The sequence below is a fragment of the Actinomyces howellii genome, from assembly GCF_900637165.1.
Lineage (GTDB): Bacteria > Actinomycetota > Actinomycetes > Actinomycetales > Actinomycetaceae > Actinomyces > Actinomyces howellii.
In genome coordinates this window covers 1,025,266-1,051,067 of record NZ_LR134350.1, presented here as the reverse complement: position 1 = coordinate 1,051,067, position 25,802 = coordinate 1,025,266, and the positions used below count along the sequence as shown (strand labels likewise).

General features: G+C 73.4%; 20 protein-coding genes. 12 read left to right on the top strand and 8 right to left on the bottom strand.

The window, feature by feature from the left end; all coding sequences use genetic code 11:
- Positions 1-18 precede the first annotated feature (18 nt).
- Both EL245_RS04420 and EL245_RS04415 read right to left on the bottom strand, forming a co-directional pair.
- Positions 19-378, bottom strand: a complete 360-nt coding sequence (locus EL245_RS04420) for a hypothetical protein (RefSeq protein ID WP_126382035.1) — start codon at positions 376-378, stop codon at positions 19-21.
- 347 nt (positions 379-725) lie between these two features.
- The gene (locus EL245_RS04415; protein ID WP_126382034.1) at positions 726-941 is read right to left on the bottom strand and encodes a DUF3107 domain-containing protein; all 216 of its coding nucleotides are present in this window, start codon (positions 939-941) and stop codon (positions 726-728) included.
- 910 nt (positions 942-1,851) lie between these two features.
- On the opposite strand from EL245_RS04415, the gene EL245_RS04410 reads away from it, so the two are divergent.
- Together EL245_RS04410 and EL245_RS04405 are read left to right on the top strand one after the other, a co-directional pair.
- Entirely contained in the window at positions 1,852-5,397 is a 3,546-nt protein-coding gene (locus EL245_RS04410) for a PD-(D/E)XK nuclease family protein (RefSeq protein ID WP_126382033.1), read from the top strand.
- Positions 5,394-8,981 carry an ATP-dependent DNA helicase gene (locus tag EL245_RS04405; protein ID WP_126382032.1) on the top strand — a complete coding sequence of 1,196 codons (3,588 nt, stop codon included), beginning with the start codon at positions 5,394-5,396 and terminating at the stop codon, positions 8,979-8,981. The genes EL245_RS04410 and EL245_RS04405 overlap by 4 nt, the downstream gene beginning before the upstream one ends.
- A gap of 60 nt (positions 8,982-9,041) precedes the next feature.
- Here the strand turns inward: EL245_RS04405 and EL245_RS04400 are convergent, their stop codons facing one another.
- The 3 genes from EL245_RS04400 to acs all read right to left on the bottom strand — a co-directional run bounded on the left by EL245_RS04400 (position 9,042) and on the right by acs (position 13,207).
- Positions 9,042-10,418, bottom strand: coding sequence for a phosphotransferase (locus EL245_RS04400; RefSeq protein ID WP_126382031.1), 1,377 nt, complete (start codon positions 10,416-10,418; stop codon positions 9,042-9,044).
- 59 nt (positions 10,419-10,477) lie between these two features.
- A complete protein-coding gene (locus EL245_RS04395; RefSeq protein WP_126382030.1) occupies positions 10,478-10,960 on the bottom strand; it encodes an RpiB/LacA/LacB family sugar-phosphate isomerase in 483 nt (160 codons plus the stop codon).
- A 261-nt stretch (positions 10,961-11,221) separates the two neighbouring features.
- A complete protein-coding gene (gene acs / locus EL245_RS04390; RefSeq protein ID WP_232009868.1) occupies positions 11,222-13,207 on the bottom strand; it encodes an acetate--CoA ligase in 1,986 nt (661 codons plus the stop codon).
- Between the two features lie 450 nt (positions 13,208-13,657).
- Between acs and EL245_RS04385 the strand changes: the two genes are divergently transcribed.
- Genes EL245_RS04385 through EL245_RS04355 form a run of 7 tightly spaced genes read left to right on the top strand, consistent with a single transcriptional unit; the run spans position 13,658 to position 18,324 of the window.
- A complete protein-coding gene (locus EL245_RS04385) occupies positions 13,658-14,923 on the top strand; it encodes a CpaF family protein (protein WP_126382029.1) in 1,266 nt (421 codons plus the stop codon).
- Positions 14,923-15,774 (top strand): type II secretion system F family protein, encoded by an 852-nt coding sequence (locus tag EL245_RS04380; protein WP_126382028.1) that lies wholly within the window; start codon positions 14,923-14,925, stop codon positions 15,772-15,774. The genes EL245_RS04385 and EL245_RS04380 overlap by 1 nt, the downstream gene beginning before the upstream one ends.
- Positions 15,771-16,715 carry a type II secretion system F family protein gene (locus EL245_RS04375; RefSeq protein WP_126382027.1) on the top strand — a complete coding sequence of 315 codons (945 nt, stop codon included), beginning with the start codon at positions 15,771-15,773 and terminating at the stop codon, positions 16,713-16,715. Before EL245_RS04380 ends, EL245_RS04375 begins: the two co-directional genes overlap by 4 nt.
- A 56-nt stretch (positions 16,716-16,771) precedes the next feature.
- On the top strand, positions 16,772-16,996 hold the full coding sequence (locus tag EL245_RS04370) for an aldose epimerase family protein (RefSeq protein ID WP_126382026.1): 225 nt from the start codon (positions 16,772-16,774) through the stop codon (positions 16,994-16,996).
- Positions 16,986-17,405 (top strand): TadE/TadG family type IV pilus assembly protein, encoded by a 420-nt coding sequence (locus EL245_RS04365; protein ID WP_126382025.1) that lies wholly within the window; start codon positions 16,986-16,988, stop codon positions 17,403-17,405. The genes EL245_RS04370 and EL245_RS04365 overlap by 11 nt, the downstream gene beginning before the upstream one ends.
- The gene (locus EL245_RS04360; RefSeq protein ID WP_232009867.1) at positions 17,402-17,827 is read left to right on the top strand and encodes a peptidase T4; all 426 of its coding nucleotides are present in this window, start codon (positions 17,402-17,404) and stop codon (positions 17,825-17,827) included. The genes EL245_RS04365 and EL245_RS04360 overlap by 4 nt, the downstream gene beginning before the upstream one ends.
- A gap of 47 nt (positions 17,828-17,874) precedes the next feature.
- Positions 17,875-18,324: a glycosyltransferase gene (locus EL245_RS04355; protein ID WP_232009866.1), complete on the top strand. Its 450-nt coding sequence runs from the start codon at positions 17,875-17,877 to the stop codon at positions 18,322-18,324.
- Positions 18,325-18,399: 75 nt separating this feature from the next.
- Here the strand turns inward: EL245_RS04355 and EL245_RS04350 are convergent, their stop codons facing one another.
- Positions 18,400-18,726 carry a CBU_0592 family membrane protein gene (locus tag EL245_RS04350; RefSeq protein ID WP_126382024.1) on the bottom strand — a complete coding sequence of 109 codons (327 nt, stop codon included), beginning with the start codon at positions 18,724-18,726 and terminating at the stop codon, positions 18,400-18,402.
- Between the two features lie 73 nt (positions 18,727-18,799).
- On the opposite strand from EL245_RS04350, the gene EL245_RS04345 reads away from it, so the two are divergent.
- From EL245_RS04345 to ettA, 3 genes are all read left to right on the top strand, one after another.
- Positions 18,800-19,714, top strand: coding sequence for a LysR family transcriptional regulator (locus EL245_RS04345; RefSeq protein ID WP_126382023.1), 915 nt, complete (start codon positions 18,800-18,802; stop codon positions 19,712-19,714).
- Between the two features lie 86 nt (positions 19,715-19,800).
- The gene (gene prfB / locus EL245_RS04340; protein ID WP_126382022.1) at positions 19,801-20,922 is read left to right on the top strand and encodes a peptide chain release factor 2; all 1,122 of its coding nucleotides are present in this window, start codon (positions 19,801-19,803) and stop codon (positions 20,920-20,922) included.
- 196 nt (positions 20,923-21,118) lie between these two features.
- Positions 21,119-22,801 (top strand): energy-dependent translational throttle protein EttA, encoded by a 1,683-nt coding sequence (gene ettA, locus EL245_RS04335; RefSeq protein ID WP_126382021.1) that lies wholly within the window; start codon positions 21,119-21,121, stop codon positions 22,799-22,801.
- Positions 22,802-23,131: 330 nt separating this feature from the next.
- Here the strand turns inward: ettA and EL245_RS04330 are convergent, their stop codons facing one another.
- Both EL245_RS04330 and ptsP read right to left on the bottom strand, forming a co-directional pair.
- Positions 23,132-24,097 carry an acyl-CoA thioesterase gene (locus tag EL245_RS04330; RefSeq protein WP_126382020.1) on the bottom strand — a complete coding sequence of 322 codons (966 nt, stop codon included), beginning with the start codon at positions 24,095-24,097 and terminating at the stop codon, positions 23,132-23,134.
- Positions 24,094-25,791, bottom strand: coding sequence for a phosphoenolpyruvate--protein phosphotransferase (ptsP, locus tag EL245_RS04325; RefSeq protein ID WP_126384023.1), 1,698 nt, complete (start codon positions 25,789-25,791; stop codon positions 24,094-24,096). The genes EL245_RS04330 and ptsP overlap by 4 nt, the downstream gene beginning before the upstream one ends.
- Positions 25,792-25,802: the final 11 nt, after the last annotated feature.

The following is a 25,802-nucleotide window of genomic DNA, read 5'->3' as shown; positions in this document are numbered from 1 at the left end:
GTTCCACGGAGTGCCGGGTCAGCCGTCGCTCTTCATGGACGACAGCAGCTCATCATAGAGCTCGCCGTCGATGAGATCGTGGCTGCCCGCCATATAGACGTCCCAGCCGCACGAGCCCTCAGCGGGCGCGGGCTCGGGGTCCTCGCCTACAGGGGTGGGTGCGACGGTCAGCCCGTCGTAATGAGCGGCGAGAACCACGAGCTCGTCGCGGCTGAGATTGCCGGCCCGGTACTCGTCGATCATGCGTTTGACCGTCAGAAGCCGTTCGACACCGAGGCGTTCGAGAGCGCGGGGGGCGTAGGTGCTGATCATCTGCTCGATTGCTTGTTCGTCGAGCTGGTCCCGCCATGGTCGGGTGCAGTCGTAGTCGCGGGGCATCGCATCGCCTTTCCTGTTCGCCAACCTGCCTCACCTGGCGCAGCCCCATCATACCGGGACCCCAACCGATGCGCTTTTGCGTAGATATGCATGTGTGCAGACGCGTGGGTCCGGGATGGTGCGGAGCCGTGCCCCCCCCCCCCCCCCCGGGCTCTGAGAACAGGATCGCGATCAGGTCCGCAGCACACGACCAGGTGGCCGTGTGCTGCGACCTTCGGCCGCTATTCCTGCCAGTGCGCCTCTCGAGATTGACTGGCACGTCAGCTTGTACGCCCTCCCGCGACCGAGACGTCGGCAGCCATCGCAGGCCGGTGCACGTACAACCGTCGAGGAGGGCGGACCTGCCCTCAGATCCCGAAGCCGACGCGGCGGGGGGTCGCCTCGCCGATCTCGACGTAGGCCAGCGAGCCGGCGGGGATGAAGACCTTCGAGCCCTTGTCGTCGGTGAGGGTGACGTCCTGGGCCGACGCGCCCGCCAGTGCTGCCAGCACCTCGGCCTGAGAGGCCGAGGTCTCCACGGTGAGCTCGCGGGGAGAGTGCTTGATGCCGATGGTGACCTGCATGGGTGCTCCTCATAATCGGGGCGCTCCACCACGGGCGGGCCGCGTCGAGGGCCCGGTGGACGCCGGATGAACGCCGTGCGGGCGCCGCCCAGCGCCCTGTGACTGACTCGCATCCTAGGACCCGGCGCAGGCACGGGCGCCCCGACCGGCCCCGTGCGCCAGGCGGTTTCGCGCCGCGCGGACGCGCCGCCTCGCCCCCGAGCGGCCCAGACCCGGGGCCCAGGCTCGAAGGCGGGTCTGCCCAGGCTCGTGTGCCTCTGAGCTGTTGACGGACGGAGCGACTGGTCGGTGTCCGCGCCAGGGACCGGCCGCCTCGATGACTGATGCGAAGGGGGTCGGAGAGTGCGGGGCGGCGGCGTTGAGAGGGACGGCGAGATGGTGGTGGGCGGGCGTGTCGCGCGGGACCTCGTGCGTCCTTGCCCGTGTCTGCCGAACCACCCCTTGGAATCGATCATCGAGATGAGGAACTCTCACCCCGTGTGAGGCGCGTCGCAGTCAGCTCCCGGACGGAGTGCTCCGGCCACCAACGGCGCAATCCGGCCGATCTCCCGAGCAGTCGTCATCGCCGGATGGTCTCGGTCCTGCTCGGCTGCGGGTCATGAGTGGTGGTGCCGCGCGAAAGTGTCACTGAGGACCACTTTTTCCCTGACCTGCCGCCATGTTGGCCGATGCGAACGGTGGAATCACGCCGATCCTCCGGTCTGCGACAAGGTCGTCAGAGCCCGATTGTGTTCCACAGTGACACCTGGGTGCCCTGGCGCTCGGTCCTGGCGTACTCAGATCGTGTGGTGGCCCAGGCTCCGCGGCAGTCAGCACACGCGGACGGCACGGGGCGTGTGCGAGACGCACCGCCCCGCCCGTCACGTTCCCCGTCCTCACTGACGTCTCACCCCCGTGGTGAGATGTCCCCATGGACAACGACAGCGCCCCGCTCGCCCCCCGGCTCCTGCCGGCGCTGCCCCACTCCCCGCTCCCCGAGCCCGACGCCGCCGCCCGCGCGGTCCTTAAGCGCTCCGCCCAGGGCGGCAACCTCGTCGTCCTGGGCGCCCCGGGCACCGGCAAGACCAGCCTCGCCCTGCGCCTCCTCGTCCAGGCCGTGACGGCCGGCCGCGAGGCCCTGCTGCTGGCCCCCACCCGTGCCCGCGCCGACGCCGCCCGTCAGCGCTCGGCCCACCTCCTGCGCGAGGCCGGGGCCGGTGGGGGAGCGCCGAGGGTGCGCACCCCCGCCGGCTTCGCCTTCACCGTCCTGACCACATCACTGACCCGGCGCCCCGACCCCCTGCCTGCTCCCGTCCTGCTCGCCGGCGCCGAGGAGGACGCCGCACTGGCCGCGCTCATCCGCCCCGAGCAGTGGCCCGACCTCCCCCCTGAGGCAGTGGCCTCCCGCGCCTTCCGCTCCGAGCTGCGCAACCTCCTGGCCCGCGCCGGCGAGCTCGACGTCGACGCCCAGACCCTGGCCGAGCTCGGCCGCAGCCTCGACGTGCCCGTCTGGGGCCCCGCCGCAGCGCTCCTCCACCTGTGGGACGCCCAGGGCCGCCCCACCGCCGGCACCCGCTCCCTGACCCGCCGCCTCGACACCGCCCGCATCCAGGACCGGGCCGTCGAGGCCCTGGCCACCTGGGACGCCGACGCCGTGGCCGAGCCGCGCCCGGTCCCCGACCTCGTCGTGGTCGACGACTACCAGGACTGCACCGCCGCCACCGCCAGGCTCCTGGCCGCCCTGGCCACCCCCGACGCCGCAGGCCACCGGGCCCAGGTCGTCGTCCTGGGCGACCCCGACGTCGCAGTCGAGACCTTCCGCGGCGGCGCCCCCAGCCTCCTGGTCGAGGCCGAGGACCGTTCCGGCCTGGCCGCCCAGCGCCTGACCCTGACCACCAGCCACCGAGGCAACCCGGCCCTCGCCGCGGTCTGGGCCGACCAGGCACAGCGCCTGCCCGTCACCGGAACCGCGAGCCACCGCCTGCCCGAGCCCCCGTCCGCCCCCGCCTCACCGGCCCCCAGCGGGGTCCTGCCCGTCATCGCCTCCACCCCCGCCCAGGAGGCGGCCCACGTCGCCCGCGCCCTGCGCGCCGAGCACATCCACCACGACACCCCCTGGGAGCAGATGGCCGTCATCGTGCGCTCCGCCGGTCACCTCCAGCGGGTCTCACGCGAGCTGCGCCGCCGCGGGGTGCCCCTGGGCACCTCCACCCCGGCCGTTCTCCTGCGTGCCGAGCCCGCCGCCGCGGCCCTCCTCGAGGTCGCCCGGGCCGCCCTCCAGGGACGCCTCGGCCAGGTCGGCCGTCCCCCCGAGCGCCCCGCCGCCCTGAACCTGCTCACCAGCCCACTCATCGGGCTGACCGCCCTGGACCTGAGACGCCTGCGCAGGCGCCTGCGCGGCGACGACCCCACCGCCCCGAGCGCCGACCACCAGCTCCTCGAGGCCCTGGCCTCCCCGAGCGCCGCCCAGGGCCTCGCCGACCGACTGACCGGCCAGCCCCTGGCCGAACAGGCCGCCGCCCTCCTACGCGCCGCCACCGTCATCGACGCCCTGCGAACCGCACTGGGCACCCCGCCCGGGGCCCAGGACGGAACCGCACCCGGGCAGGAGCCGGCGCCCGGGCAGGAACCCGTGCCCGAGGATCCGGAGGTCCCCAGCCCCGAGACCGACCACACGGAGGACCAGGCGGACGACCACACGGAGGACCAGGCGACCGACATCGAGACCCTCCTGTGGGCCGCCTGGGAGGCCTCCGGCTGCGCTACCCGGTGGCGAGCCCTGGCCCTGGGCGGAGGCGGGACCGGCGAGCACACCGACCCCGTCCTGGCCGAGGCCGCCGAACGGGACCTCGACGTCGTGACCGCCCTGTTCAAGCGCGCCGAGGTGTGGTCCGAGCGCAACCCCGGCTCCCCGGCCGGCGCCTTCCTCACCGAGCTCGCCGAGGAGGTCCTGCCCTCGGACTCCGTGGCGCCCCAGGGCCAGCGGCCACCCGGCGTCGCCGTGCTCACCCCCGCGGCAGCCGCCGGCTGCCAGTGGGAGGTCGTGGCCGTCATGGGTCTCAACCGCGACGCCTGGCCCGACCTGCGCCTGCGGGACTCCATCACCCGCTCCGGCCTGCTCGTTGAGGCCGTCATGGACCGCCTGCCCACCGACGACGCCGGGCTGCGCACCGCACTCAAGGACTCCGCCGCCGCCCGCGCCCAGGTGCGCGCCGACGAACGGCGCATGCTCCTGGCCGCCCTGTCCCGGGCCTCCCGCCGCCTCATCGTCACCGCCGCCTCGGACGAGGACACCGCCCCCTCCACTTTCCACGCCGAGATCGCCCAGGCCGCCGGCCTGCCCGTCACCGACGCCGACGGATCCCCCCTCACCTCACCCGACGTCGGTGACCTCACCCTGCGCGGGCTGGTCGGCGAGCTGCGCCACGCCGCCGTGACCGGGCACCTGCCCGGCGCCACCGACCCCGAGCGCCGCCGGGCCGAGCATGCCGCCGGGCTCCTGGCCCGCCTGGCCCAGGAAGGCGTGCCCGGGGCGCACCCCAGCGACTGGCAGGGCCTGGAGGGCCCCACCTCCTGCGCGCCCCTGGTCGGCCCGACCGCGCCCGTGCGAGTCAGCCCCTCCGACGTCGAGGCCCTGACGACCTGCCCCCTGCAGTGGTTCCTGCGCAGGCAGGGCGCGGACTCCGGCCCCAGCCCCGCCCAGGGACTCGGGGTCCTCATCCACGCCCTGGCCGAGGAGGCCCAGCGAGAGGGCCTGCGCGGACAGGCCCTTATGGACCGCCTCGAGCAGCGCCTGCCCGAGCTCGCCTACCCCGACACCTGGCTCGGGCGCCAGGCAACCGAACGGGCCCGCGAGATGGTCCGGCGCCTGGACGCCTACCTCGCCTCCGTGCCCGGCGACGTCGAGGTCGAGCAGCCCGTCGACGTCCTGCTCGACCTGCCCCGCCCGGCCCAGGGAGACGCCGCCCCCCGCGACCCCGCTGGCGACGACACCGGTGACCCCGCTGGACACGACCCCCAGGACGGCACCGGTACCCGCCTCCAGGTCCGGGTCCACGGGCGCGTCGACCGTATCGAGCACCTCGACGCCCCCGCAGACGGACCCCAGCGCGTGCGCGTCATCGACCTCAAGACCGGCGCCAGGAAGCCCACCGACCCCGCCCACCATCCCCAGCTCGCCACCTACCGGCTGGCCCTGGAGGCCCAGGGACGCCAGGTCGCCGGGGCCGGACTCGTCCTCCTGGGCAAGAACCCCACCCGCACCGACCCCGGCGCCAGCCTCGAGCCCTCCGGTGCCGCCCTCGCCCCCAGCCCCGACCCGGACACCGGCCAGGACTGGGCCGCCGAGCTCCTCGCCGCGGCCGCGGTCAGCGCCTGCGGCCCCCTCCTGGAGGCACGCACCGGCCCGCACTGCACGCACTGCGAGGTCAAGGACTCCTGCCCGGCGGTCCCCGAAGGACGGAGCGCACACCGATGAGCACCGCACCCACACCCCAGGAGCTCGCCTCCGCCCTCGGCCTGCACGCCCCCACCGACGAGCAGGCCCGGGTCATCGCCCACCGGCTCAGCCCGCTGCTCGTCGTGGCCGGTGCAGGCAGCGGCAAGACCGCCACGATGAGCCAACGGGTCGTCCACCTCGTCGCCCGCGGAGCCGTGCGGCCCGACCAGGTCCTGGGCCTGACCTTCACCCGCAAGGCCACCGCCGAGCTCGCCCAACGGGTCAGTGCCCGCCTCGAGGCCCTCGGCTCAACTGGCGTGCTCGAGGCCGACCCGGACGCCCCCGAGCCGACCATCGCCACCTACAACTCCTTCGCCGCCTCCCTCGTGCGCGACCACGGCCTGCGGATCGGCATCGACCCCGAGGCCACCCTCATCACCGAGGCCCGGGCCTGGCAGATCGCCTCCGAGATCGTTCAGGCCCGCACCGACCCCCTTCCCGTCCAGACCCTGAGCAGCGCCGTGGCAGCCGTCCTGCGCCTCGACGCCGCCCTGTCCGAGAACCTCCTGACCATCGAGCAGGCCGCCCGCGACCTGGAGGACCTCACCGCCCTGTTCGAGGGCCTGGCCGCCGTGCGGGGCCTGAAGACCGCACTCGGACAGGCACCCGCCCGGACCGCCGAGCGCCTGGGCATGCTCGAGGCGGTCGCCGCCTTCCAGGAGCGCAAGCGCTCCCACGCGCTCATCACCTTCGGGGACCAGATCGCCCTGGCCTGCCGCATCGCCGAGAACGTCCCCGAGGCCGCCGCCCAGGTCCGCGCCCAGTACCCCGCGGTCCTCCTCGACGAGTTCCAGGACACCTCCGTGGCCCAGGTCCGCCTCCTGTCGGCCCTCTTCGCCGGCTCCGGGGTCACCGCGGTCGGCGACCCCAACCAGGCGATCTACGGGTGGCGCGGCGCCTCTGCCGGAGCGCTCGACTCCTTCCACACCCACTTCAACCCCGCCGGGACCGCCGCCCTCGACGCCGGCGCCGACCCCCGCCAGGCCACCCCCGTCCTGCCCCTGTCCACCGCCTGGCGCAACGACCTGGCCGTCCTCGAGGCCGCCAACGTCGTCTCCGCACCCCTGCGCCACCACGTCCCCGCCCCCGGGGACGCCCAGGTCACCCACATCCCCGTCGAGCCCCTGCGCCCCCGCCCCGCCGAGGCGGGCGTGGCCCGCGGCCAGGTCCACGCCGCCTTCACCTCCGACCCGCTCGCCGAGGCCGAGGTCGTCGCCGACTTCATGGCCGAGCGCTGGCGGCCCGACGCCGAGCTCGCCGTCCTGGCACGCGTGCGCTCCGCCTTCCCCGTCCTCGCCCAGGCCCTCGAGGCCCGAGGCATCCCCTACGAGATCGTCGGACTGGGCGGCATGCTCACCGTCCCCGAGGTCGCCGACGTCCGTGCCCTGGTCACCGTCGCCGCCGACCCCGAGCGCGGAGACCGACTCATGCGCCTGCTCACCGGGGCGGGCCTGGGGGCCACCGACCTGCGCGCACTGAGCGCCCACGCCCGCACCCTGGCCCGCGGCGGCGCGCGCACCCCCGCCCGTGCGCAGGAGCCCGAGGCCGGACCCGCAGAAGCTGCCGGACATGCCGGACCCACCGGACCCGCAGAAGCTGCCGGTCCGGCTGGACCCGCCGGAGCCCGGACCGCGTCCGACCGGTCCGGGGAGCCCGGAGCCGGAGCCCGTGAGGACACCCCCCTGCTGGCCGAGGCCGTCGACGCCGTCGCCCGCCATGCCGACGCCGCCCGGGACGCCGCAGGCACCACGGGACCAGCACAGCGCCCCAGGGGCGGCCAGCCCAGGGCCGTCGAGGGGCTCTCTCCTGCGGGCGCCCGGGCCGTCGACCGGATCGCCCGGGCCGTCCGGCGCGTCCGAGGGGCCCTCACCCTGGCCCTGCCCGACGTCCTCGTCCTGGCCGAGCAGGCCCTCGGGCTCGACGTCGAGGTTGCCGCACGGGTCGGCAACCCGATGGGACGGCGCGCTCTGGACGCCCTGCGCACCATCGCCGAGCAGTACGCCGCCGACGTCCCCGACGCCACCGTCGTCGGCTTCCTCACCTGGCTCGACGTCGCAGCCGACCAGGAGAACGGGCTTGACGCCCCCGTCGTCGAGCCCGAGCCGGGAGCCGTCCAGCTCCTGACCGTCCACGCCGCCAAGGGACTCGAGTGGGACGCCGTGGCCGTCGTGGGACTGAGCGAGAAGAGCTTCCCGAGCTACAGCACCGAACCCAGGTCCGACCTCAGCGTCTCGGACTCCTCGTGGATGACGAGGCTCGACGAGTTCCCCCACCCGATGCGCTCGGATGCCGCCACCCTGCCGCCCTTCGAGATCGGCGCCCTCGAGCCGCCGAACGTGGACAAGGAGGAGGTCAAGGTCGCCCTGGCCGACTACCGGCTCGCCCTGGGCCGCCACGGCCTGGCCGAGGAGCGGCGCCTGGCCTACGTCGCCATCACCCGCGCCCGCCACGAGGTCCTTCTGACCGGCAGCCACCTGACCGGCACCGCGACCAAGCCTCGGCCCATGTCCAGGTTCCTGGCCGAGCTGTGGCGCCGCGACCTGCTCAGCCCCCTCGGTCCCGGTCTGACCGACCTCGACCCCGAGGCCGCCAACCCCCTGGCCGGGCACAGCCTGACCGCCACCTGGCCCCCGCCCGACCCGCAGGACGACATGACCAGGGCACGGCGGGCCGCCGCCAGGGCCGTGAGCCAGGCCAGCGCGCACCTGCCGGGGCAGGCTCACCGGCCGCCCACCGGGACGGCCGCGCCCCGGGACGCGACCGGTCCCGACGACACCGACGCGACCGGTCCCGACGACACTCAGGTGTCGGACGGTCCGGGCCAGGTGGGCGGTCCCCGCCCCCAGGCCGGCGAGGGCGCCCCACCTCCCGGCCCGACCGACCCCCTCGTGGCTCGCTGGCGCGAGGAGACCGAGCTCCTCCTGGCCGAGCGTGCCCGCCGACGCGCCGAGCGACCCACGGTCGTCCTGCCCGACCACCTCGCCGCGACCAAGGTCGACGACCTGCGCGCCGACCCCGACCGCTTCGCCCTCGACCTGCGCCGACCGCTGCCGCCCCAGCCCCGCGCCGCCGGACGCCTGGGCACCGTCTTCCACGAGGCCCTCGCCACGCGCCTGGCCGAGCAGGGCGAGCTCATCAGCCTCACCGAGGCGGGCGTGCCCGACTCCCTGTCACGACGCGACCGCGACCGCGTCGAGCGGTGGCTGACCACTGCCGAGGAGCTGCCCCTCCTGGCCGGGCACGTCCTGACCGACACCGAGACCGAGCTCGAGCTGACCCTGGCCGGCACGACCCTGCGCTGCCGCCTCGACGCCGTCTTCTGGAACCCGGCGACCTCCACCTGGCTCATCGTCGACTGGAAGACCGGCCGCCGCCGCGTCCCCGTCGACCAGCTGAGCGTCTACGTCCACGCCTGGGCGGCCGCCCACGGGGTGGGCACCCAGGCCGTGCGCGCCGCCTACGTCTACGTCGACCCCCCGGGCGGGCAGGTCGACGAGCTGAGGGCCGAGGCCCTGCTCAGCCTCGACCAGATCGAGGCCCTGCTCCGCCTCGAGAACGGATGACGGACCCCGACCACCGCGTGCGACCCCGCGCGGTCCCCGCCCCAGCGGGCAGCAGGACGCTCAGGCGCCCTGCGTGGGGAAGCCGATGACCCCACCGCCCTCAGGGCCGCGCTCACCGTCCGTCCGGCGCGCCTCGCCGGCCTCCTGGCCACCGGCGGCGTCAGCCGAGCCGGCAGCATCCGCCGAACCGCCCGAGCCAGCCGACCCGGCCGACCTGCCCGAGGTTGCCGACCCGGCCGACCTGCCCGAGCTTGGTGACCTGCCCGAGCCGGCAGCATCGACCGGGCCTGCCGGGCGGCCCGAGCCACCCGGGTCCTCGGCGTCGTCCTCGTCGCGTACGACAACCATCTTGACCTCGCTCGTCGCAGCCGAGGGGCTCGCGGCCACCCGCTCCCCGGGCACCGGCGCCAGCCGGGGCTCACGACGCTCGACCAGCGGCTCGTCACCCACCTGGTCGGCCAGGTCACGGAGCATCGCCACCGCGTCCTCGACGACCTCCTCCTGCTCCGAGCGCACCCCGTGCAGCAGCCAGCGCGCCAGGCTCAGCTCGCTGACCAGCTCGGCACGGTCGCGCAGGTGCTTGTCGACACCCTCGGCCCGAGCCATGTCGTAGGCGCCCTCGATGGAGTCCAGGCTGTCGACCGGCACCGAGGAGTACACCCAGGCCATGTCCTCGGCCGGGTCGCCCACATGGGCCTGGCTCAGACCGAGCATCCCCACGACCGCGCCACCTGCGGTCAGGATGTTCTCCGCGTCGAGGTCACCGTGGACGACCACCGGACGGAAGCGCCACAGGCTCGTGTCCTCCAGGGCCGCCTCCCACCTGGCCAGCAGAGCCGGAGGGACCCTGCCGGTGGCGGCGGCGTCGTCGAGCAGGCCGAGCCACCTGCCGCGCACGTCCTGGGCGTCATAGACCGGCAGGCCCGCCTCCGAGACCACCGAGACGGGCAGCTCGTGCAGCTCGCCGAGGGCCTTGCCCACCCCCGCCGACAGCCCCGGCCCGGGGCGCAGGGCGTCAACGTCCACCGGCCTTCCCGCCAGGTGGGAGCGCACCTGGACGTGGCGGCCCTCCGAGCGCAGCGTGCCCGCGGGGCGCGGCACGTCGAAGGACAGCCTTCCGTCGTCGACCACCCTGCCGATGCGCCTGAGCACCTCGGCCTCGGCGTCGAGATCCGCCCCCGTCGCGTCGTCGCGGGCCTCGAGGACCTCCCAGTGACGCCCCTGGGTGTCGACGACCCCGACGACCCTGAGCGTCGGGGACTCGGTCTGGGGCAGGGCGAGGCGTGCGGGATCCAGCCCCGGCACCGCCACGGCGGCCATCGCGGCCAGCGCCAGCGGCGAGCGCGCGGGCACCCGCGCCGCCGGCTCCTGAGCCGCCTCAGGGGAGGACGCCTCCTGCGGCGAGGTGTCGGTCGGTCCGGTCGGTGGCTGCGACATGGCTCAACCGTAGGCGAGCCCGGGGCCCGGGTCACACTCCCGCGCCCCAGGACCCGCCGTCAGGACAGGCCCAGGTCCAGGTCCTCCAGCGCCACGAGGTGGCGCTGGGAGATCTGCTCGACCTTGGCCACCCGCGCGCGGTACTTGGGCTCGTCGAGGAACTCCGTGGTCATCCACACCCGCACGACCTCCAGGGCGATGGCCGAGCCGATGATCTTGCCGCCCAGGCACAGGACGTTGGAGTCGGTGTGCTCCCGGGCCAGGCGGCCACAGAACGGGTCCTGGCAGACCACGGCCGTCACGCCGCGGATCCGGTTGGCGATGAGGGCGGACCCGTAGCCCACGCCGTCGACGAACACCCCCCGGTCCGCGCGGCCCGTGGCCACCGCCAGGGCGGCCGGGTAGACGTGGTCGGACAGGTCGGCCGGATCGGTCCCGGGGGCGCCGAAGTCCTCGGTGCTGTGCCCCTGGGACTCCAGCCAGCCGGCGATCTCCCGCTTGAGCGCGAATCCTGCGTGGTCACTGGCGAGCGCGATTCTCATGACCAGAGTGTAATGAGAATCACAGCACTGTGGTGCTGGATTGCCTCCCCGGAGACCGGGGCACACGGGCGGCCGGGGCCGGGTGACGCTCGAGGCTGCGCCGCCCGGCCCCGTGGTGGAGGCCGGGCGGCGTCATGAGGGTCCCCTGCGGGGTGGGAGTGCGCCGGTGTGCCAGATGTCCCGATCTCGAGGTGTCATTAGTCCCGATCTCGGTGTGTCAGATGTCCCGATCTCGGTGTGCCATTAGTCCCGATCTCGGGGTCAGTCGCCGTCGAGGGTCGACAGGTCGCCCTCGTCCTGACCCAGCGCCCGGGCGCGCAGCACCCGGCGCAGGATCTTGCCCGAACGTGTCTTGGGCAGGGACTCGGGGAAGTCGAAGGACTCGGGCTTGGCGATCGGCGACAGGGTCGCGGCCACGTGCTGACGCAGCTCGGCCTCGAGCTGGCGCGAGGGCTCGACACCCGTGGCCAGGATGACCGCCACGTGGACCGCGTGGCCCTTGACCTCGTGGGGCAGGCCGATCGCGGCGGCCTCGGCCACCGCCGGGTGGGACACGAGAGCCGACTCGATCTCCGCGGTGCCCAGGCGGTGCCCGGAGACCTTGATGACGTCGTCGGTCCGCCCGATGATCCAGAACCAGCCGTCGGCGTCGCGCTTGGCCGAGTCCCCGGTCAGGTACATCCCCGGGTAGCGGCTCCAGTAGGTGTCGACGTAGCGCTGCGGGTCGCGGTAGAGCGTGCGCATCATCGCCGGCCACGGCCGCTTGAGCACGAGGTGGCCCTCGACGCCGTCGGGCACCTCCCGCCCCTCCTCGTCGACGACGGCGGCCTCCTGCCCGAAGACGGGGCGCCCGGCGGCCCCCGGCTTCTGCGGCATCGAGGGCACGGTCGTGATCTGGAACATGCCGGTCTCGGTCTGCCACCACGTGTCGATGATCGGGCAGCGGTCGGCGCCCACGACGTGGTGGAACCAGCGCCAGGCCTCCGGGTTGAGGGGCTCGCCGACGCTGCCCAGCAGCCGCAGGCTCGACAGGTCGTGGCGCCGGACCCACGCCTCGCCGAAGCGCATGAGGGTGCGGATCGCGGTGGGGGCCGTGTAGAAGGAGGTGATCCCGTAGCGCTCGATGAGGTTCCACCAGCGGTCGGGGTAGGGGAAGGTCGGGTTGCCCTCGTACATGAACACGGTCGCGCCGTTGAGCAGGGGACCGTAGACGAGGTAGCTGTGCCCGGTGATCCAGCCCGGGTCCGAGGTGCACCACCACCGGTCCTCGTCGTGGATGTCGAAGCAGTCGTGGAGGGTGACGTAGGTGCCCACCATGTAGCCGCCGTGGGAATGGAGGATCGCCTTGGGGCGGCCGGTCGAGCCCGAGGTGTAGAGGATGAACAGGGGGTCCTCGGCGTCGACCTGGACGGTCTCGCAGCGGCCCTTGGCGATGGGCAGCTTGCACAGCTCGTGGTACCAGTGGTCGCGGATCGGGTCCATGACGACCTCGCTGCCGGTGTTGCGCACGACGATGACGTTCTGGACGGTAGGGGAGAAGCGCACCGCCTCGTCGACGATCCGCTTGAGGGGGAAGACCTTGCCGTTGACCCACGAGCCGTCGGCGGTGATGACCACCTTGGACTCCGAGTCGTCGATACGCGCCCCCAGGGCCTCGGAGGAGTAGCCGGCGAAGACCACCGAGTGCACCGCGCCGAGCTTGGCGCAGGCGAGCATGGCGAAGAAGACCTCGGGGATGCGCGGCAGGTAGATCGTGACGACGTCCCCCTTGCCCACGCCCATCGCCTTGAGCACGTTGGCCATCCGCTCGACCTCGATGCCCAGGTCGAAGTAGGAGAAGGTGCGGACCTGCTCGACGTCCTCACCCACCCAGATGAGGGCCAGCTTGTTGCGGTGGGCGTTGGTCAGGTGGCGGTCGACCGCGTTGGTGACGATGTTGGTCCGTCCTCCCACGAACCAGCGGTAGAAGGGCGCCTCGGAGTCCTCCAGCACGGCGGTCCAGGGCTCGGACCACTCCAGCTCTGCGGCACGCCGGGCCCAGTAGCCCTCGAGGTCGGCCCCGGCCCGCTCCTCCTGCTCCTTCCAGTCCGCCACCCACGCCTTGTCGAGGACCTGGGGTCCCGGGTGGATCATCTCAGTGCCCTCCGGGGCCTGTGGGGCCTGCGGGGCCTGTGGGGCCTGTGGGGCCTGCGCCGTGCGCCTCGCCTCCTCGGGCGCCGTGGGGTGCTGGGGGGTCGTCGCGGTCATGCGTCCTCCTTGACGTGTGTCGGGTCCTGGCCTTGACGTGTGTCGGGTCCTGGCCTTGACGTGTGTCGGGTCCTGGCCGTGGTCGCGCCCGGCCGGTGCGCCGCACCGGGGATCCGTCCTGACGGCCCCCGGGAAGGGCTCGCGGCTCCTGTGTCGCGAGCCACCATGATGAGGCCCGACGGTCCTCATGGGAAGGGCCTGGGTGCGCTCTGTCCGCCTGGGCCCGTGGCAGTGCGGCGCCGGACAGCGCGGGGGCGGGCGGGCATGGGACGGCCCGGCGGGTAATGAGACACGTTTTCCACAGGTCTCGTGCGTGAGTTGGCACCGCGACCGCATCGTGATCTAGTCTTTCCCACGTGGCGCCGGTCACGTCCTGGTGGGCGCCATCCCGTGCCCGGGCCCGCCCGCGGTCGCGGGACAGTCCGATCCCTGAGCCCGACGAGGTCCGACATGGACGCACCCACCCTCCTGCGCGACGAGGTCCGCGAGCTCGTGCGACGTCGCGGCGTCGACCCCCTCCACGACACCGCCGCCCTCGAGGCGCTCGTGGCCGAGGCGTCCGGGGACTATCTGCGCCGGGCCGACGCCGGGCTCGTCCCGCCCCTGGTCGACCCCGACGCCGTGGGCGCCGAGGTCGTCGACTCCCTGGCCGGCCTGGGCCCCCTCCAGCCCTACCTCGACGACGACTCCATCGAGGAGGTCTGGTGCAACGCCCCCGGGCGGGTCTTCGTGGCACGCTCCGGCCGCCCCGAGCTGACCACGACGATCCTGGAGGACGAGGACCTGCGGGTGCTGGTCGAGCGGATGCTGCGGGCCTCGGGCCGGCGCCTGGACCTGTCGAGCCCCTTCGTCGACGCACAGCTGCCCGGAGGTGAGCGGCTCCACGTCGTCATCCCGCCGATCACCTCGCGCCACTGGGCGGTCAACATCCGCAAGCACACCGCCCGGGCCCAGCGCACCGCCGACCTCGTGCGCATGGGCTCCCTGACCGAGCGCGCCGGGGCCTTCCTCGACGCCTCGGTCCAGGCCGGGCTCAACATCCTCGTCTCCGGCGCCACGCAGGCGGGCAAGACGACGATGGTGCGGGCGCTGGCAGGAGCCGTCCCCGCGGGCCAGCGGGTCATCACCTGCGAGGAGGTCTTCGAGCTGAGCCTGCGCAACCGGGACTGCGTGGCCATGCAGACCCGTCCCGCCAACCTCGAGGGCGTGGGCGAGATCAACCTGCGTCGCCTGGTCAAGGAGGCCATGCGCATGCGTCCGGACCGCCTCCTCATCGGGGAGGTCAGGGAGGCCGAGGCGCTCGACCTGCTCATCGCCATGAACTCCGGCCTGCCCTCGATGTCCACCCTCCACGCCAACTCCGCCCGGGAGGCGGTCGTCAAGATCTGCACCCTGCCGCTGCTGGCCGGTGAGAACGTCTCAGCGGCCTTCGTCGTGCCCACCGTCGCCGCCGCCGTCGACCTCGTCGTCCACCTCGACCTCGACTCCACGGGGCGGCGCCGGGTCCGTGAGATCGCCGCCCTGTCCGGCAGGGTCGAGAACGGGGTGATCGAGCTGTCCGACGTCTTCCACCGCGACGGCGCCGACCGGCTCGTGCGCGGCCCGGGCATGCCGCCAGACCCTGCGCGCTTCGCCCGTGCCGGGCACGACCTCGCCGCCCTGCTCGCCGACAGGCGCGCCCCCGCCCTGCGGGCCCGCACGGGGGAGGGCTCCTGATGGGCGCCGTCGCAGGGCTGTTCGCCGGCACCGGTCTCGTGCTCCTGTGGCTGGCCGCCACGACCGACCCGCCCGCCTGGCGCTCGGAGCGCCAGCGCCGCCTGTCCGACCTGCTCGTCCAGGCCGGTGTCGGGCGCACGAGCCCCGCCGTGTTCGTCGCCGGCAGCCTCGTGCTCGGTCTCGTCGTCGCCCTGGGCTTCCTCGGCGCCTCCGGGGCGTGGTCCATCGCCATCGCCTTCGGCACCATCGCGGCAGGCGCCCCCTTCGCGGCCGTGTCCTCTCGGGCCAGGGCCCGGCGGACCAGCCTGCGCGAGGTCTGGCCCGAGGCCATCGACACCCTAGTGTCAGGGGTGCGCGCCGGAATGAGCCTGCCCGAGGCGCTGGCCAACCTCGCCGAGCGCGGCCCCGAGGCGGTGCGCGAGGAGCTGCGGGCCTTCGCCGTGGACTACGCGACCACCGCCCGCTTCGACCTGGCCCTTGACCGGCTCAAGGCGCGATTCGCCGACCCCGTGGCCGACCGGATCGTCGAGGCCCTGCGCCTGGCCCACGAGGTCGGCGGATCCGACCTGGGCGCCCTCCTGCGCAGCCTGTCGCGCATGCTGCGCGAGGACCTGCGCACCCGCGGTGAGCTCGAGGCGCGCCAGTCCTGGACGGTCAACGGCGCCCGGGTCGCGGTGGCCGCCCCCTGGCTGGTCCTCGCGCTGCTGTCCACCCGCCCCCAGGCCGCGGCGGCCTACGCCACGACCGCCGGGGCGCTCGTCCTGCTCGTCGGGGCGGTCACGAGCGTCGTCGCCTACCGCCTCATGCTCCGCCTGGGCAGGCTGCCCGAGGAGGACAGGGTGCTGCGATGAGCCCGATGATCAGCCCCACGCTCCTGGGAGCCGGCGCCGGCCTGCTGGCCGCCTGCGGCCTGCTCGTGCTCGCCGCCGCCTTCCGTGGCCGCCGCCCCACCCTCATGGCCCGGGTCGAGCCCTACGTCCACCAGCGCCCCCGGACCTCAGGGCTCCTGGGCGCCACCGACCCGGGCGCCCAGGGGCGCACCGTCTCGGCCGTCCTGCTCGGGACGGTCACCCACCTGGCCTCCGTCCTGGAGTCCCTGGGCTCGTCCTCGGACTCGGTGCGCCGTCGGCTCGCCCGGTCCGGGTCCCGGCTCACCTACGAGGAGCTGCGCGTCGAGCAGCTCCTGTGGGCGGTGGCCGGACTCGGGCTGGCGGTCGGCGGTGGCCTGCTCGCCTCCCTGGCCCGGCCGGTGTCCGTCCCCCTCCTGGCGCTCGCGGCCCTCACGGCCGCGGTGGTCGGAGCCGCCGCCCGGGACTGGTGGCTCAGCCGCGCCGTCGAGCGCCACCGTGAGCGCGTCGAGGCCCAGCTTCCCGACGTCGTCGAGCTGCTCGCCCTCGTCGTCGGGGCGGGGCAGGGGCCCGTGGCCGCCATCGAGCGGGTCGTCGCGCTGGGACGGGGCGAGCTCGTCGACGAGCTCGCCCACACCCTGTCCGACGTGCGCAGCGGCACCGTGCTCACCACCGCCCTCCTCCACCTCGAGGAACGAGCCGGATCCCTCCAGGTCACCCGCCTGTGCGAGGCCATCGCCGTCGCCCTCGAACGGGGCACCCCGCTGGCCGAGGTGCTGCGCTCCCAGGCCGCCGACGCCCGGGAGGCCTCCCGGCGCGCGCTCATGGAGGAGGGCGGGCGCCGGGAGATCGCCCAGATGGTCCCGGTCGTCTTCCTCGTCCTGCCCGTCACCGTCGTCTTCGCCCTCTTCCCGGGCCTGTTCGTCCTGCGGCTGGGGCTATGACGCCCCGCCCCGTCCTGTCCAGCAGTCCTCGTCCGCACCCACCGAAGGAGCCCACGATGATCCCGACGATCCCGACGCCCTCCTACCGGTCCCGACTCGGGCGCCGCGTCCAGCGCGTGCTCGGGTCGACCCGCCTGCGTGATGAGCGCGGTGACGTCCCGGGCTGGGTCCTGGTCACCCTCATGACCGCGGGCCTCGTCGTGGGGCTGTGGGCGGTGGCCGGCCCGACCCTCACCCAGGTCTTCACCGACGCGATCGCCAAGGTCACAGGTGCGATCTGAGCGCCGCGCCTGCGGCGAGCGGGGGTCGGCGGCCGTCGACTTCGTGCTCGTCGGGGTGCTCGTCGTGGCCGTCAGCCTCGCGTTGCTCCAGCTCACCTTGTCGATGCACGTGCGCAACGTCCTGACCGACGCGGCCGGGGAGGGGGCTCGGCGCGCGGCCCTCGTGGGCGGCACCGAGGCGGAGGCCGAGGAGCGCGTGCGCGCCCTGGTCGACGCCGCCCTGAGCGACGGATACGTCGACACCGTGCGGGTGACCGACCGCAGGGTCGAGGGCCTGGCGGTCGTGTCCGTCGAGGTGACCGCGCCCCTGCCGGTCCTCGGCCTCCTCGGTCCCGGGGGAGTCCTGCGGGTCACGGGGCACGCCGTCGACGAGACCGAGCTCGTCGGTGCCCAGGAGGTCGACCCGTGAGCCGGCCCCCGTGGCGACCCGGGGCCGAGGAGGGCAACGCCCCGGTGGAGTTCATCGGCTGGACCCTCGTCCTGGTCGTCCCGGTGCTCTACCTCATCGTCACCCTCGCACAGGTCCAGGCCGCCTCCTTCGCGGTGGCCTCGGCGGCCGACGCCGCCAGCCGGGTCCTCGAGGTCGAGAGAGGCGAGGAGGCCCTCACCCACGCCCGGACCGCCGTGGGGCTCGCCCTGTCCGACCAGAGGGTCGAGGCCGACCCCGACGAGGCGCTGAGCGTGACCTGCTCGGACGGGGCGTGCACGACCGCGCTCCTGCGCGTCGAGGTGGCCCTCGACCTGCCGGTGCTGTCCTCGGTCGGTGTGGGGCGGGACGTCGTCGTCCTGGACGCCGAGCGCTCCGTCACGCTTGCAGGGCAGGAGCAGTGAGGGCGGTGGGGAGGCTGTGGGATCGGGTACGGCAGGTGCGCCCCCGGGTGCGTCGGTGCGCCGCCGCCGAGGACGGGCAGACTCTCATCCTCGGGCTCGGCCTGGTCACCCTCGTGCTCGCCCTCCTGCTCACCATCGCCTCAGCCACCGCCGTCTACCTCGACCTCAAGAACCTCACGTCCCTGGCGGACTCGGCAGCAGCGGCGGCGGCGGACGCGGCCGACGGCCCGGGCTACTTCGACGGGCAGGCCGGCAGCGGTGGCCCCGGGACCCTCACTGACCCCGGGGTCCTCGAGACGGCCGGACGGGACCTGAGCGCCCAGCCCAGTGACCTGTCCGGGGTGAGGATCGTGTCAGCCACCGCGGTTGACGGCCGCACCGCCGTCGTCACCCTGAGCGCCCGGTCCCGGCCTCCGTTCCTGCCCTGGGGGATCCTCCCCTCCGAGGGCTTCACGATCACCGCCACCGGCTCGGCCCGCGTCGCAACCACCCAGTAGGGCGGCCCAGCAGGGCGGCGCCCGGCCCGGCTCCGCCCACGACCTCCGCCCACGGCCGGCGCGCCGGGGGCGCGTCTACGCCGCGAGCTCGCGATCGCCCCTGAGGCGGGCGGCGGCCGAGAACCGACGTCGGCGGGCGAGCTGGGTGATGTAGGCACGCTTGACCGTGAGCAGGATGACGATCCCGACCAGGACGTAGAAGCTGTTGGCGATCGCGCTCGGCCAGGCGCCGGTGTAGGCGCAGTTGACCAGGAGCAGCACGGAGGCCGAGATGTTGAGGGCCTGGTACCGCAACGAGTCGCCGGCCAGCCTGCCCTTGGACACGAGGATGTAGGCGGCGAGGAGCTCGGCGGCGCCGATCCACCCGCCGGCCGAGATGAGGGTACCGAGGACGTTGTTCACGATCCCGATCTTGGACCCTCACACTGGTGAAGATCAATCGCAGACATCTGTAGTGGCCATGTAGGATTTCTGTATGGAGATCTCGGCGCACCGTATCGGGGTGCTACTCGCCGTCCACCGCGCCGGGGGCGTGGTCGCCGCCTCGGACCTGCTGCGGCTGACTCCCTCGGCCATCAGCCAGCAGATCAAGCTCCTGGAGCGGGAGACCGGTGTGCGGGTCCTGGACCGGACGCCCACCGGGGCGGTGCTCACCGAGGCCGGGCGGGTCCTGGCCGAGGCCGCCGAGCGGATCGAGGCCGAGCTGACCGCGGCGAGGCGCTCCCTGGCGAGCATCGACTCCTCGGCCCCGAGCGGAACGGTCCTCGTTGGCAGCTTCGCCACGGCGCTGCGCGCCCTCCTCCTGCCGCTCGTGGTCAGCCTCGAGGTCGACCACCCGGGGCTCGAGCTGGTCGTCGAGGAGGTCGTCGACGAGCGCTCCGGCCTGGCCCGCCTGCGCCGCGGCGAGCTCGACCTGCTCCTGCTCGAGCGCGACTCCCACGACCCCCCTGCCTCGCCGCAGGCCATGAACGACGTCCCGCTGCTCGATGAGTCGTGGCTCGTCGTCGTCCCGCCCGAGCACCCCTCGCCCTCGACCCTGGCCGACCTCGTGCGCGCCACCTGGATCGACCTCGAGGCGAGCACGGCCGGCTCCACGGCCCTGACCCGCCTCTCGCGCCAGCTCGGCACCCCGCTGTCGACCCGGCACGTGGCCTACGACTACGACGTCGTCCTGGCGATGGTCAGCCACGGGATGGGCTACGCGCTCATGCCCGAGCTGGCGGTGCGCTCGGGATTCGTGCCCGACGGGGTCGACGTCGTGCGCCTGCCCGGGCTGGGCACGCGCCAGCTCGTCGTGCGTCACCGCGCCACGCGCAGCGAGCCGAGCCACGCCGCGCGTGCGGTGCTCGGAGCGCTCGTCGACCACGCCGGTGCCCTCGAGCTCGGGTGAGGCCTCACCGCCTGAGGGCCGGGCACGGTCCGGCACCGGCGCGGGTGCGGCGCGGCGCCGTGCGCCCGATCATCTAGACTCGGCCCGTGGCCACAGACTTTCCCGCAGAGATCGAGCGACTCCGACACACCTACGCCTCCATCGCGGCGGTGACCGACCCCGAGGCGCTGCGCGAGCGGATCGCCGAGCTCTCCGACCAGGCGGCCGCCCCCGACCTGTGGGACGACCCCGAGGCCGCGCAGGTGGTCACCTCGGCCCTGTCCCACGCCCAGGCCGATCTCAAGCGCGTCGAGGAGCTGGGGCGGCGCATCGAGGACCTCGAGACGATGGTCGAGATGGCCGGGGAGGAGTCGGGCGAGGACGCCGCCGAGCTGGTCGCTGAGGCCGAGGCCGACCTCGCGGGGATCTCCAAGGACCTGTCGGACCTCGAGATCCGCACGCTCCTGTCGGGGGAGTACGACCAGCGTGACGCGGTGGTCACGATCCGCTCGGGCGCCGGGGGCGTCGACGCCGCCGACTTCGCCGAGATGCTCCTGCGCATGTACACCCGCTGGGCCGAGCGCCACTCCTACCCGGTCAAGGTCCTCAACACCTCCTACGCCGAGGAGGCAGGGCTGAAGTCGGTGACCTTCGAGGTCCACGCCCCCTACGCCTACGGCACGCTGAGCGTCGAGGGCGGCACCCACCGCCTCGTGCGCATCAGCCCCTTCGACAACCAGGGTCGGCGCCAGACCTCCTTCGCCGCCGTCGAGGTCATCCCGCTCATCGAGTCCACCGACCACATCGAGGTGCCCGAGACCGACATCCGCGTCGACGTCTTCCGCTCCTCGGGCCCCGGCGGGCAGAGCGTCAACACGACCGACTCGGCGGTGCGCATCACCCACCTGCCCACGGGCCTCGTGGTCTCGATGCAGGACGAGAAGTCCCAGATCCAGAACCGTGCCGCCGCGATGCGCGTGCTCCAGTCACGCCTCCTGCTGCTCAAGCAGCAGGAGGAGGACGCCAAGAAGAAGGAGCTTGCCGGCGACGTCAAGGCCTCCTGGGGCGACCAGATGCGCTCCTACGTCCTCAACCCCTACCAGATGGTCAAGGACCTGCGCACCGGCTACGAGGTCGGCAACCCCGAGGCGGTCTTCGACGGCGACATCGACGGCCTGGTTGACGCCGGTATCCGCTGGCGCAGGCGGCAGGACGCGTCCAAGGACTGAGCTCACTCAGCGGAGCGAACGGACTGAGCCGAGCGAGCACGGCCGGTGGCGTGCACCGTGTCACCCCGCGCTCCGTCGCCAAGCCGGCGGTGCTCGCCTAGGCTGGGGCGCGGTGCGCGCGGCCGTCCCAGGACCTGGGACCGCAAGGCCTGCGCGCAGGACCTCGCTCCCACGTGATGAAAGGCGCAGCGAAGCAGTGGCTGAGTACATCTACCAGATGATCAAGGCGCGCAAGGCGCACGGTGACAAGGTCATCCTCGACGACGTGACCATGGCGTTCTACCCGGGCGCGAAGATCGGCATGGTCGGTCCCAACGGCGCCGGCAAGTCCTCGATCCTCAAGATCATGGCGGGCCTGGACCAGCCCTCCAACGGTGAGGCCCGCCTGACCCCCGGCTACACGGTCGGCATCCTCATGCAGGAGCCGCCGCTCAACGAGGACAAGACCGTGCTCGGCAACGTCGAGGAGGGCGTGGCCGAGATCAAGGCCAAGCTCGACCGCTTCAACGAGATCTCCGCCGCGATGGCTGACCCGGACGCGGACTTCGACGCCCTCATGGAGGAGATGGGTGCGCTCCAGACCGAGATCGACGCCGCGAACGCGTGGGACCTCGACTCCCAGCTGGAGCAGGCGATGGACGCGCTGCGCTGCCCGCCGCCGGACGCCCAGGTGCGTCACCTCTCCGGTGGTGAGCGCCGTCGGGTCGCCCTGTGCAAGCTGCTCCTGGAGGCCCCTGACCTGCTCCTGCTCGACGAGCCCACCAACCACCTCGACGCCGAGTCGGTCCTGTGGCTCGAGCAGCACCTGAAGAACTACGCCGGCGCCGTCATCGCCGTCACCCACGACCGCTACTTCCTCGATCACGTGGCCCAGTGGATCGCCGAGGTCGACCGCGGGCACCTCTACCCCTACGAGGGCAACTACTCGACCTACCTGGAGACCAAGGAGAAGCGCCTGGCCGTCCAGGGCAAGAAGGACGCCAAGCTCGCCAAGCGCCTCAAGGAGGAGCTGGAGTGGGTGCGCTCCTCGGCCAAGGGCCGTCAGGCCAAGTCCAAGGCGCGTCTGGCCCGATACGAGGAGATGGCGGCCGAGGCCGAGCGCACCCGCAAGCTCGACTTCGAGGAGATCCAGATCCCGCCGGGCCCGCGTCTGGGCGGCATCGTCCTGGAGGCCACCGACCTGTCCAAGGGCTTCGACGGGCGCACCCTCATCGACGGGCTGTCCTTCTCGCTGCCGCGCAACGGCATCGTGGGCATCGTCGGCCCCAACGGCGTGGGCAAGACGACGCTGTTCAAGACGATTGTCGGGCTTGAGGAGCTCGACGGCGGAGAGCTCAAGGTCGGCCAGACCGTCAAGCTGTCCTACGTCGACCAGGACCGCGCCGGCATCGACCCGAAGAAGACCCTGTGGGAGGTCGTCTCCGACGGACTGGACTACATCACGGTCGGCAACGTCGAGATGCCCTCGCGCGCCTACGTCGCCGCCTTCGGCTTCAAGGGCGCCGACCAGCAGAAGCCCGCGGGCGTCCTGTCCGGCGGCGAGCGCAACCGGCTCAATCTGGCCCTGACCCTCAAGCAGGGCGGCAACCTCATCCTGCTCGACGAGCCCACCAACGACCTGGACACCGAGACCCTGGGCAGCCTCGAGAAGGCCCTGCTCGAGTTCCCCGGCTGCGCCGTCGTCATCACCCACGACCGCTGGTTCCTCGACCGGGTCGCCACCCACATCCTGGCCTGGGAGGGCACCGAGGACAACCCCGCGAACTGGTACTGGTTCGAGGGCAACTTCGCCTCCTACGAGGAGAACAAGGTCAAGCGCCTGGGCGCCGAGGCCGCCCGCCCCCACCGCGTCACCTACCGCAAGCTCACACGCGACTGAGCCGAGCGGGACCGGGCTTGCCCGGGTTCCCGAGGCGATGGAGCGTGTTGGAGCGGAGCGGATCACGCGCGACTGAGCCGAGCGGGACCGGGCTTGCCCGGGTTCCCGAGGCGATGGAGCGTGTTGGAGCGGAGCGGATCACGCGCGACTGAGCCGAGCGGGACCGGGCTTGCCCGGGTTCCCGAGGCGATGGAGCGTGTTGGAGCGGAGCGGATCACGGGCGACTGAGCCGAGCGGGACCGGGTGTGCCATATCCCGCGATCTCGGTGTGTCACTTGTCCCGATCTCGGTGTGCCATTAGTCCCGATCTCGGGGAGGGGTGGTGGGCCCTCAGGCGGGGTCGTCGCCGGGGCGCACGGCCCACCGGCCCGTGCCGGAGGCCGTGGCTGTCGGCATGCGGATCATGCCCTCCTGGGCGATCGTGGACACGAGGGTGCCCGAGGAGCTGAACACCTCGGTGCGCGCCAGCGACCGCCCTCCCTGGGAGGAGGGAGAGTCCTGGACGAAGAGCAGCCAGTCTCCGGCGTCGACGTCGCGGTGGAACCACTGGGCGTGGTCGAGCGTGGCCAGGCTCATTCCCTTGCTCCGCCACGACAGGCCCTGGCTGCGCAGGGCGGGCTCGAGCATGACCTGGTCGCACACGTAGGTGAGCAGGGCGCGGTGCACGGTCTGGGAGGCGCTGGCCGGCACCTTCCCACGCGACCTCACCCACAGGTGCTGTCTGCCGGAGACCTCGGCGCCCGGGCGCAGGAAGATGTTGCCCTCGACGTGGCGCAGGTCGAAGGCGGCGGTGCGCCCCAGGAAGCGGGCCACCGGGTGGTCGATCGTGCGGAAGATCTCCAGGGCGCTCACGAGCTCGTCGGGACCGGGCACGTCCGGGGCCTCGGCCTGGACGTCGGCCCCCTCCTGGGTGACCTGGAAGGACGAGACCATCGTGAGGATCGGCGCGCCGTCCTGCGAGGCGGTCGTGCGCCGCTGGGAGAAGGACCGCCCGTCATGCATCCGGTCGACCTCGAAACCCACCGGTGAGTCCGGCAGGCCGCCGCGCATGAAGTAGGCGTGCACGGAGTGCGGCAGGCGCACCGGGGCCCCGGGGTCCGCGGCCTCGGGCAGGGTCGCGGCGGCGGCGAGCAGTCCCTGGGCCACGACCTGGCCTCCGTAGATGCGCCCGGCCAGCTGGGGCAGCGAGGTGCCGGTGAACGCGTCCTCCCCGTCCCCCTCGGCCAGGGCCAGCACCCGTGTGACGGAGCCCAGGGGCTCGGTCGTGGCCAGGGGGACGGGGTAGGGGGTCGTCACAGACCGAGCTCCTCGAGGATCGGCAGCTCGGCGCGCACGGCAGTGCGTGCGTCGTCGGCCGTCGCCGAGCCGACGGCGATCTCCGCCAGGCGCTGGCAGTCGGCGAAGTCGACCGACTTGAGGACGGCGTCGACGTCGGGCAGGGCACGCGAAGTCATCGAGAGGCTGGCCACGCCCAGCCCGACCAGGACGCAGGCCAGGGCCGGGTCCGCAGCCGCCTCACCGCACACACCCACCGGGCGCCCGTGCGGGGCGGCCCCCTGGCAGGCCTGCTGGATGAGCCGCAGGACGGCGGGCTGCCAGGCCGTCGACAGGTCGGCCAGGGAGGACAGGAGCCGGTCGGCGGCCATGACGTACTGCGTGAGGTCGTTGGTGCCGATCGAGGCGAAGTCGGCGTGCTCGAACATCTTGTCGGCCATCAGCGCCGCAGAGGGGACCTCGATCATCATCCCCGCGGTCTGGAGGCCGTAGGTGCGGGCCTTGTCGGTGAAGGCCTTGGCCTCCTCGGCGGTGGAGATCATCGGCGCCATGACCCACACCTTGGCCTCGGTCTGGGCCTCGGCCTGGGCCAGCGCCTCGAGCTGGTGGTCGAGGACGTCGGGGTCACGGCGGGTCGTGCGGTAGGCGCGCACGCCCAGCGCCGGGTTGGCCTCGGTGGCGTCGGTGAGGAAGGGCAGCGGCTTGTCGGCCCCTGCGTCCAGGGTGCGCACGACGACCTTCTTGCCCGGGAAGGCCTCGAGCACCCCGCGGTAGGCCTTGACCTGGGCCTCGACGGTGGGCTCGTCGGGCTGGTCGAGGAAGCAGAACTCCGTGCGGAACAGCCCCACGCCCATGGCGCCGGCCTCGGCGGCCGTGCGGGCCCCCGCGGCGTCCCCGACGTTGGCCAGGAGCTGGACCTCGTGACCGTCCTTCGTGGCGCCGTCCCCGTTGAACACGCGCACCCTGTTGGCCAGCTCCCGCGCACGGCGCAGCTGGTCCTCGCTCGGGTCGATGGTGATCGTCCCCTTGGTCCCGTCGACCAGGACGATGTCGCCGTCGGAGAGCTGGTCGGTGACCTCCTGGCCCGTGCCCACGATCGCGGGCATGCCCAGGGCGCGCGCCAGGATGGCGGTGTGGGAGGTGGGCCCGCCCTCGGAGGTGATGAAGGCGACGACCTTCTCGGGGTCGAGCAGGGCGGTGTCGGCAGGCGCCAGGTCCTCGGCCACGAGCACGAAGGGCTCGGGCAGCCGGGGGATCCCGGGCATGGGGGAGTCGGTGAGCACCGCGACGATGCGGTCGCGCACGTCGGCCACGTCCCGCGTGCGCTCGGCCATGTACCCGCCCAGGGACTCGAGCATCGAGGCCAGGGTGCCGGCGGACTCCCACACGGCGCGCTCGGGGACCAGACGGCGCTCACGGATCATGGCCTGCGCCGTCGAGGTCAGCGTCGGGTCCGCCGCCATCTGCGCGGTGGTCTCCAGCAGGACGCGGCCCTCACCCTTGGCCTCGGCCGCCGAGAGCTCGAGGCCCTTCTTGACGGTCTGGGCGGCGGCGGCGACCCGCTCGCACTCCTTGTCCAGGTCGCTGGACGCGTCGAGCAGCTCGATGGGGGGCTCGGTGATCCCCGGGGCCATGCGGGCCACCGGGCCCGCGACCAGGCCCGGGCTCACACCGATACCGGACAGGGAAGTAGGGGTTGCGTCGGGCGTGGCCATGCGGGGCTCCT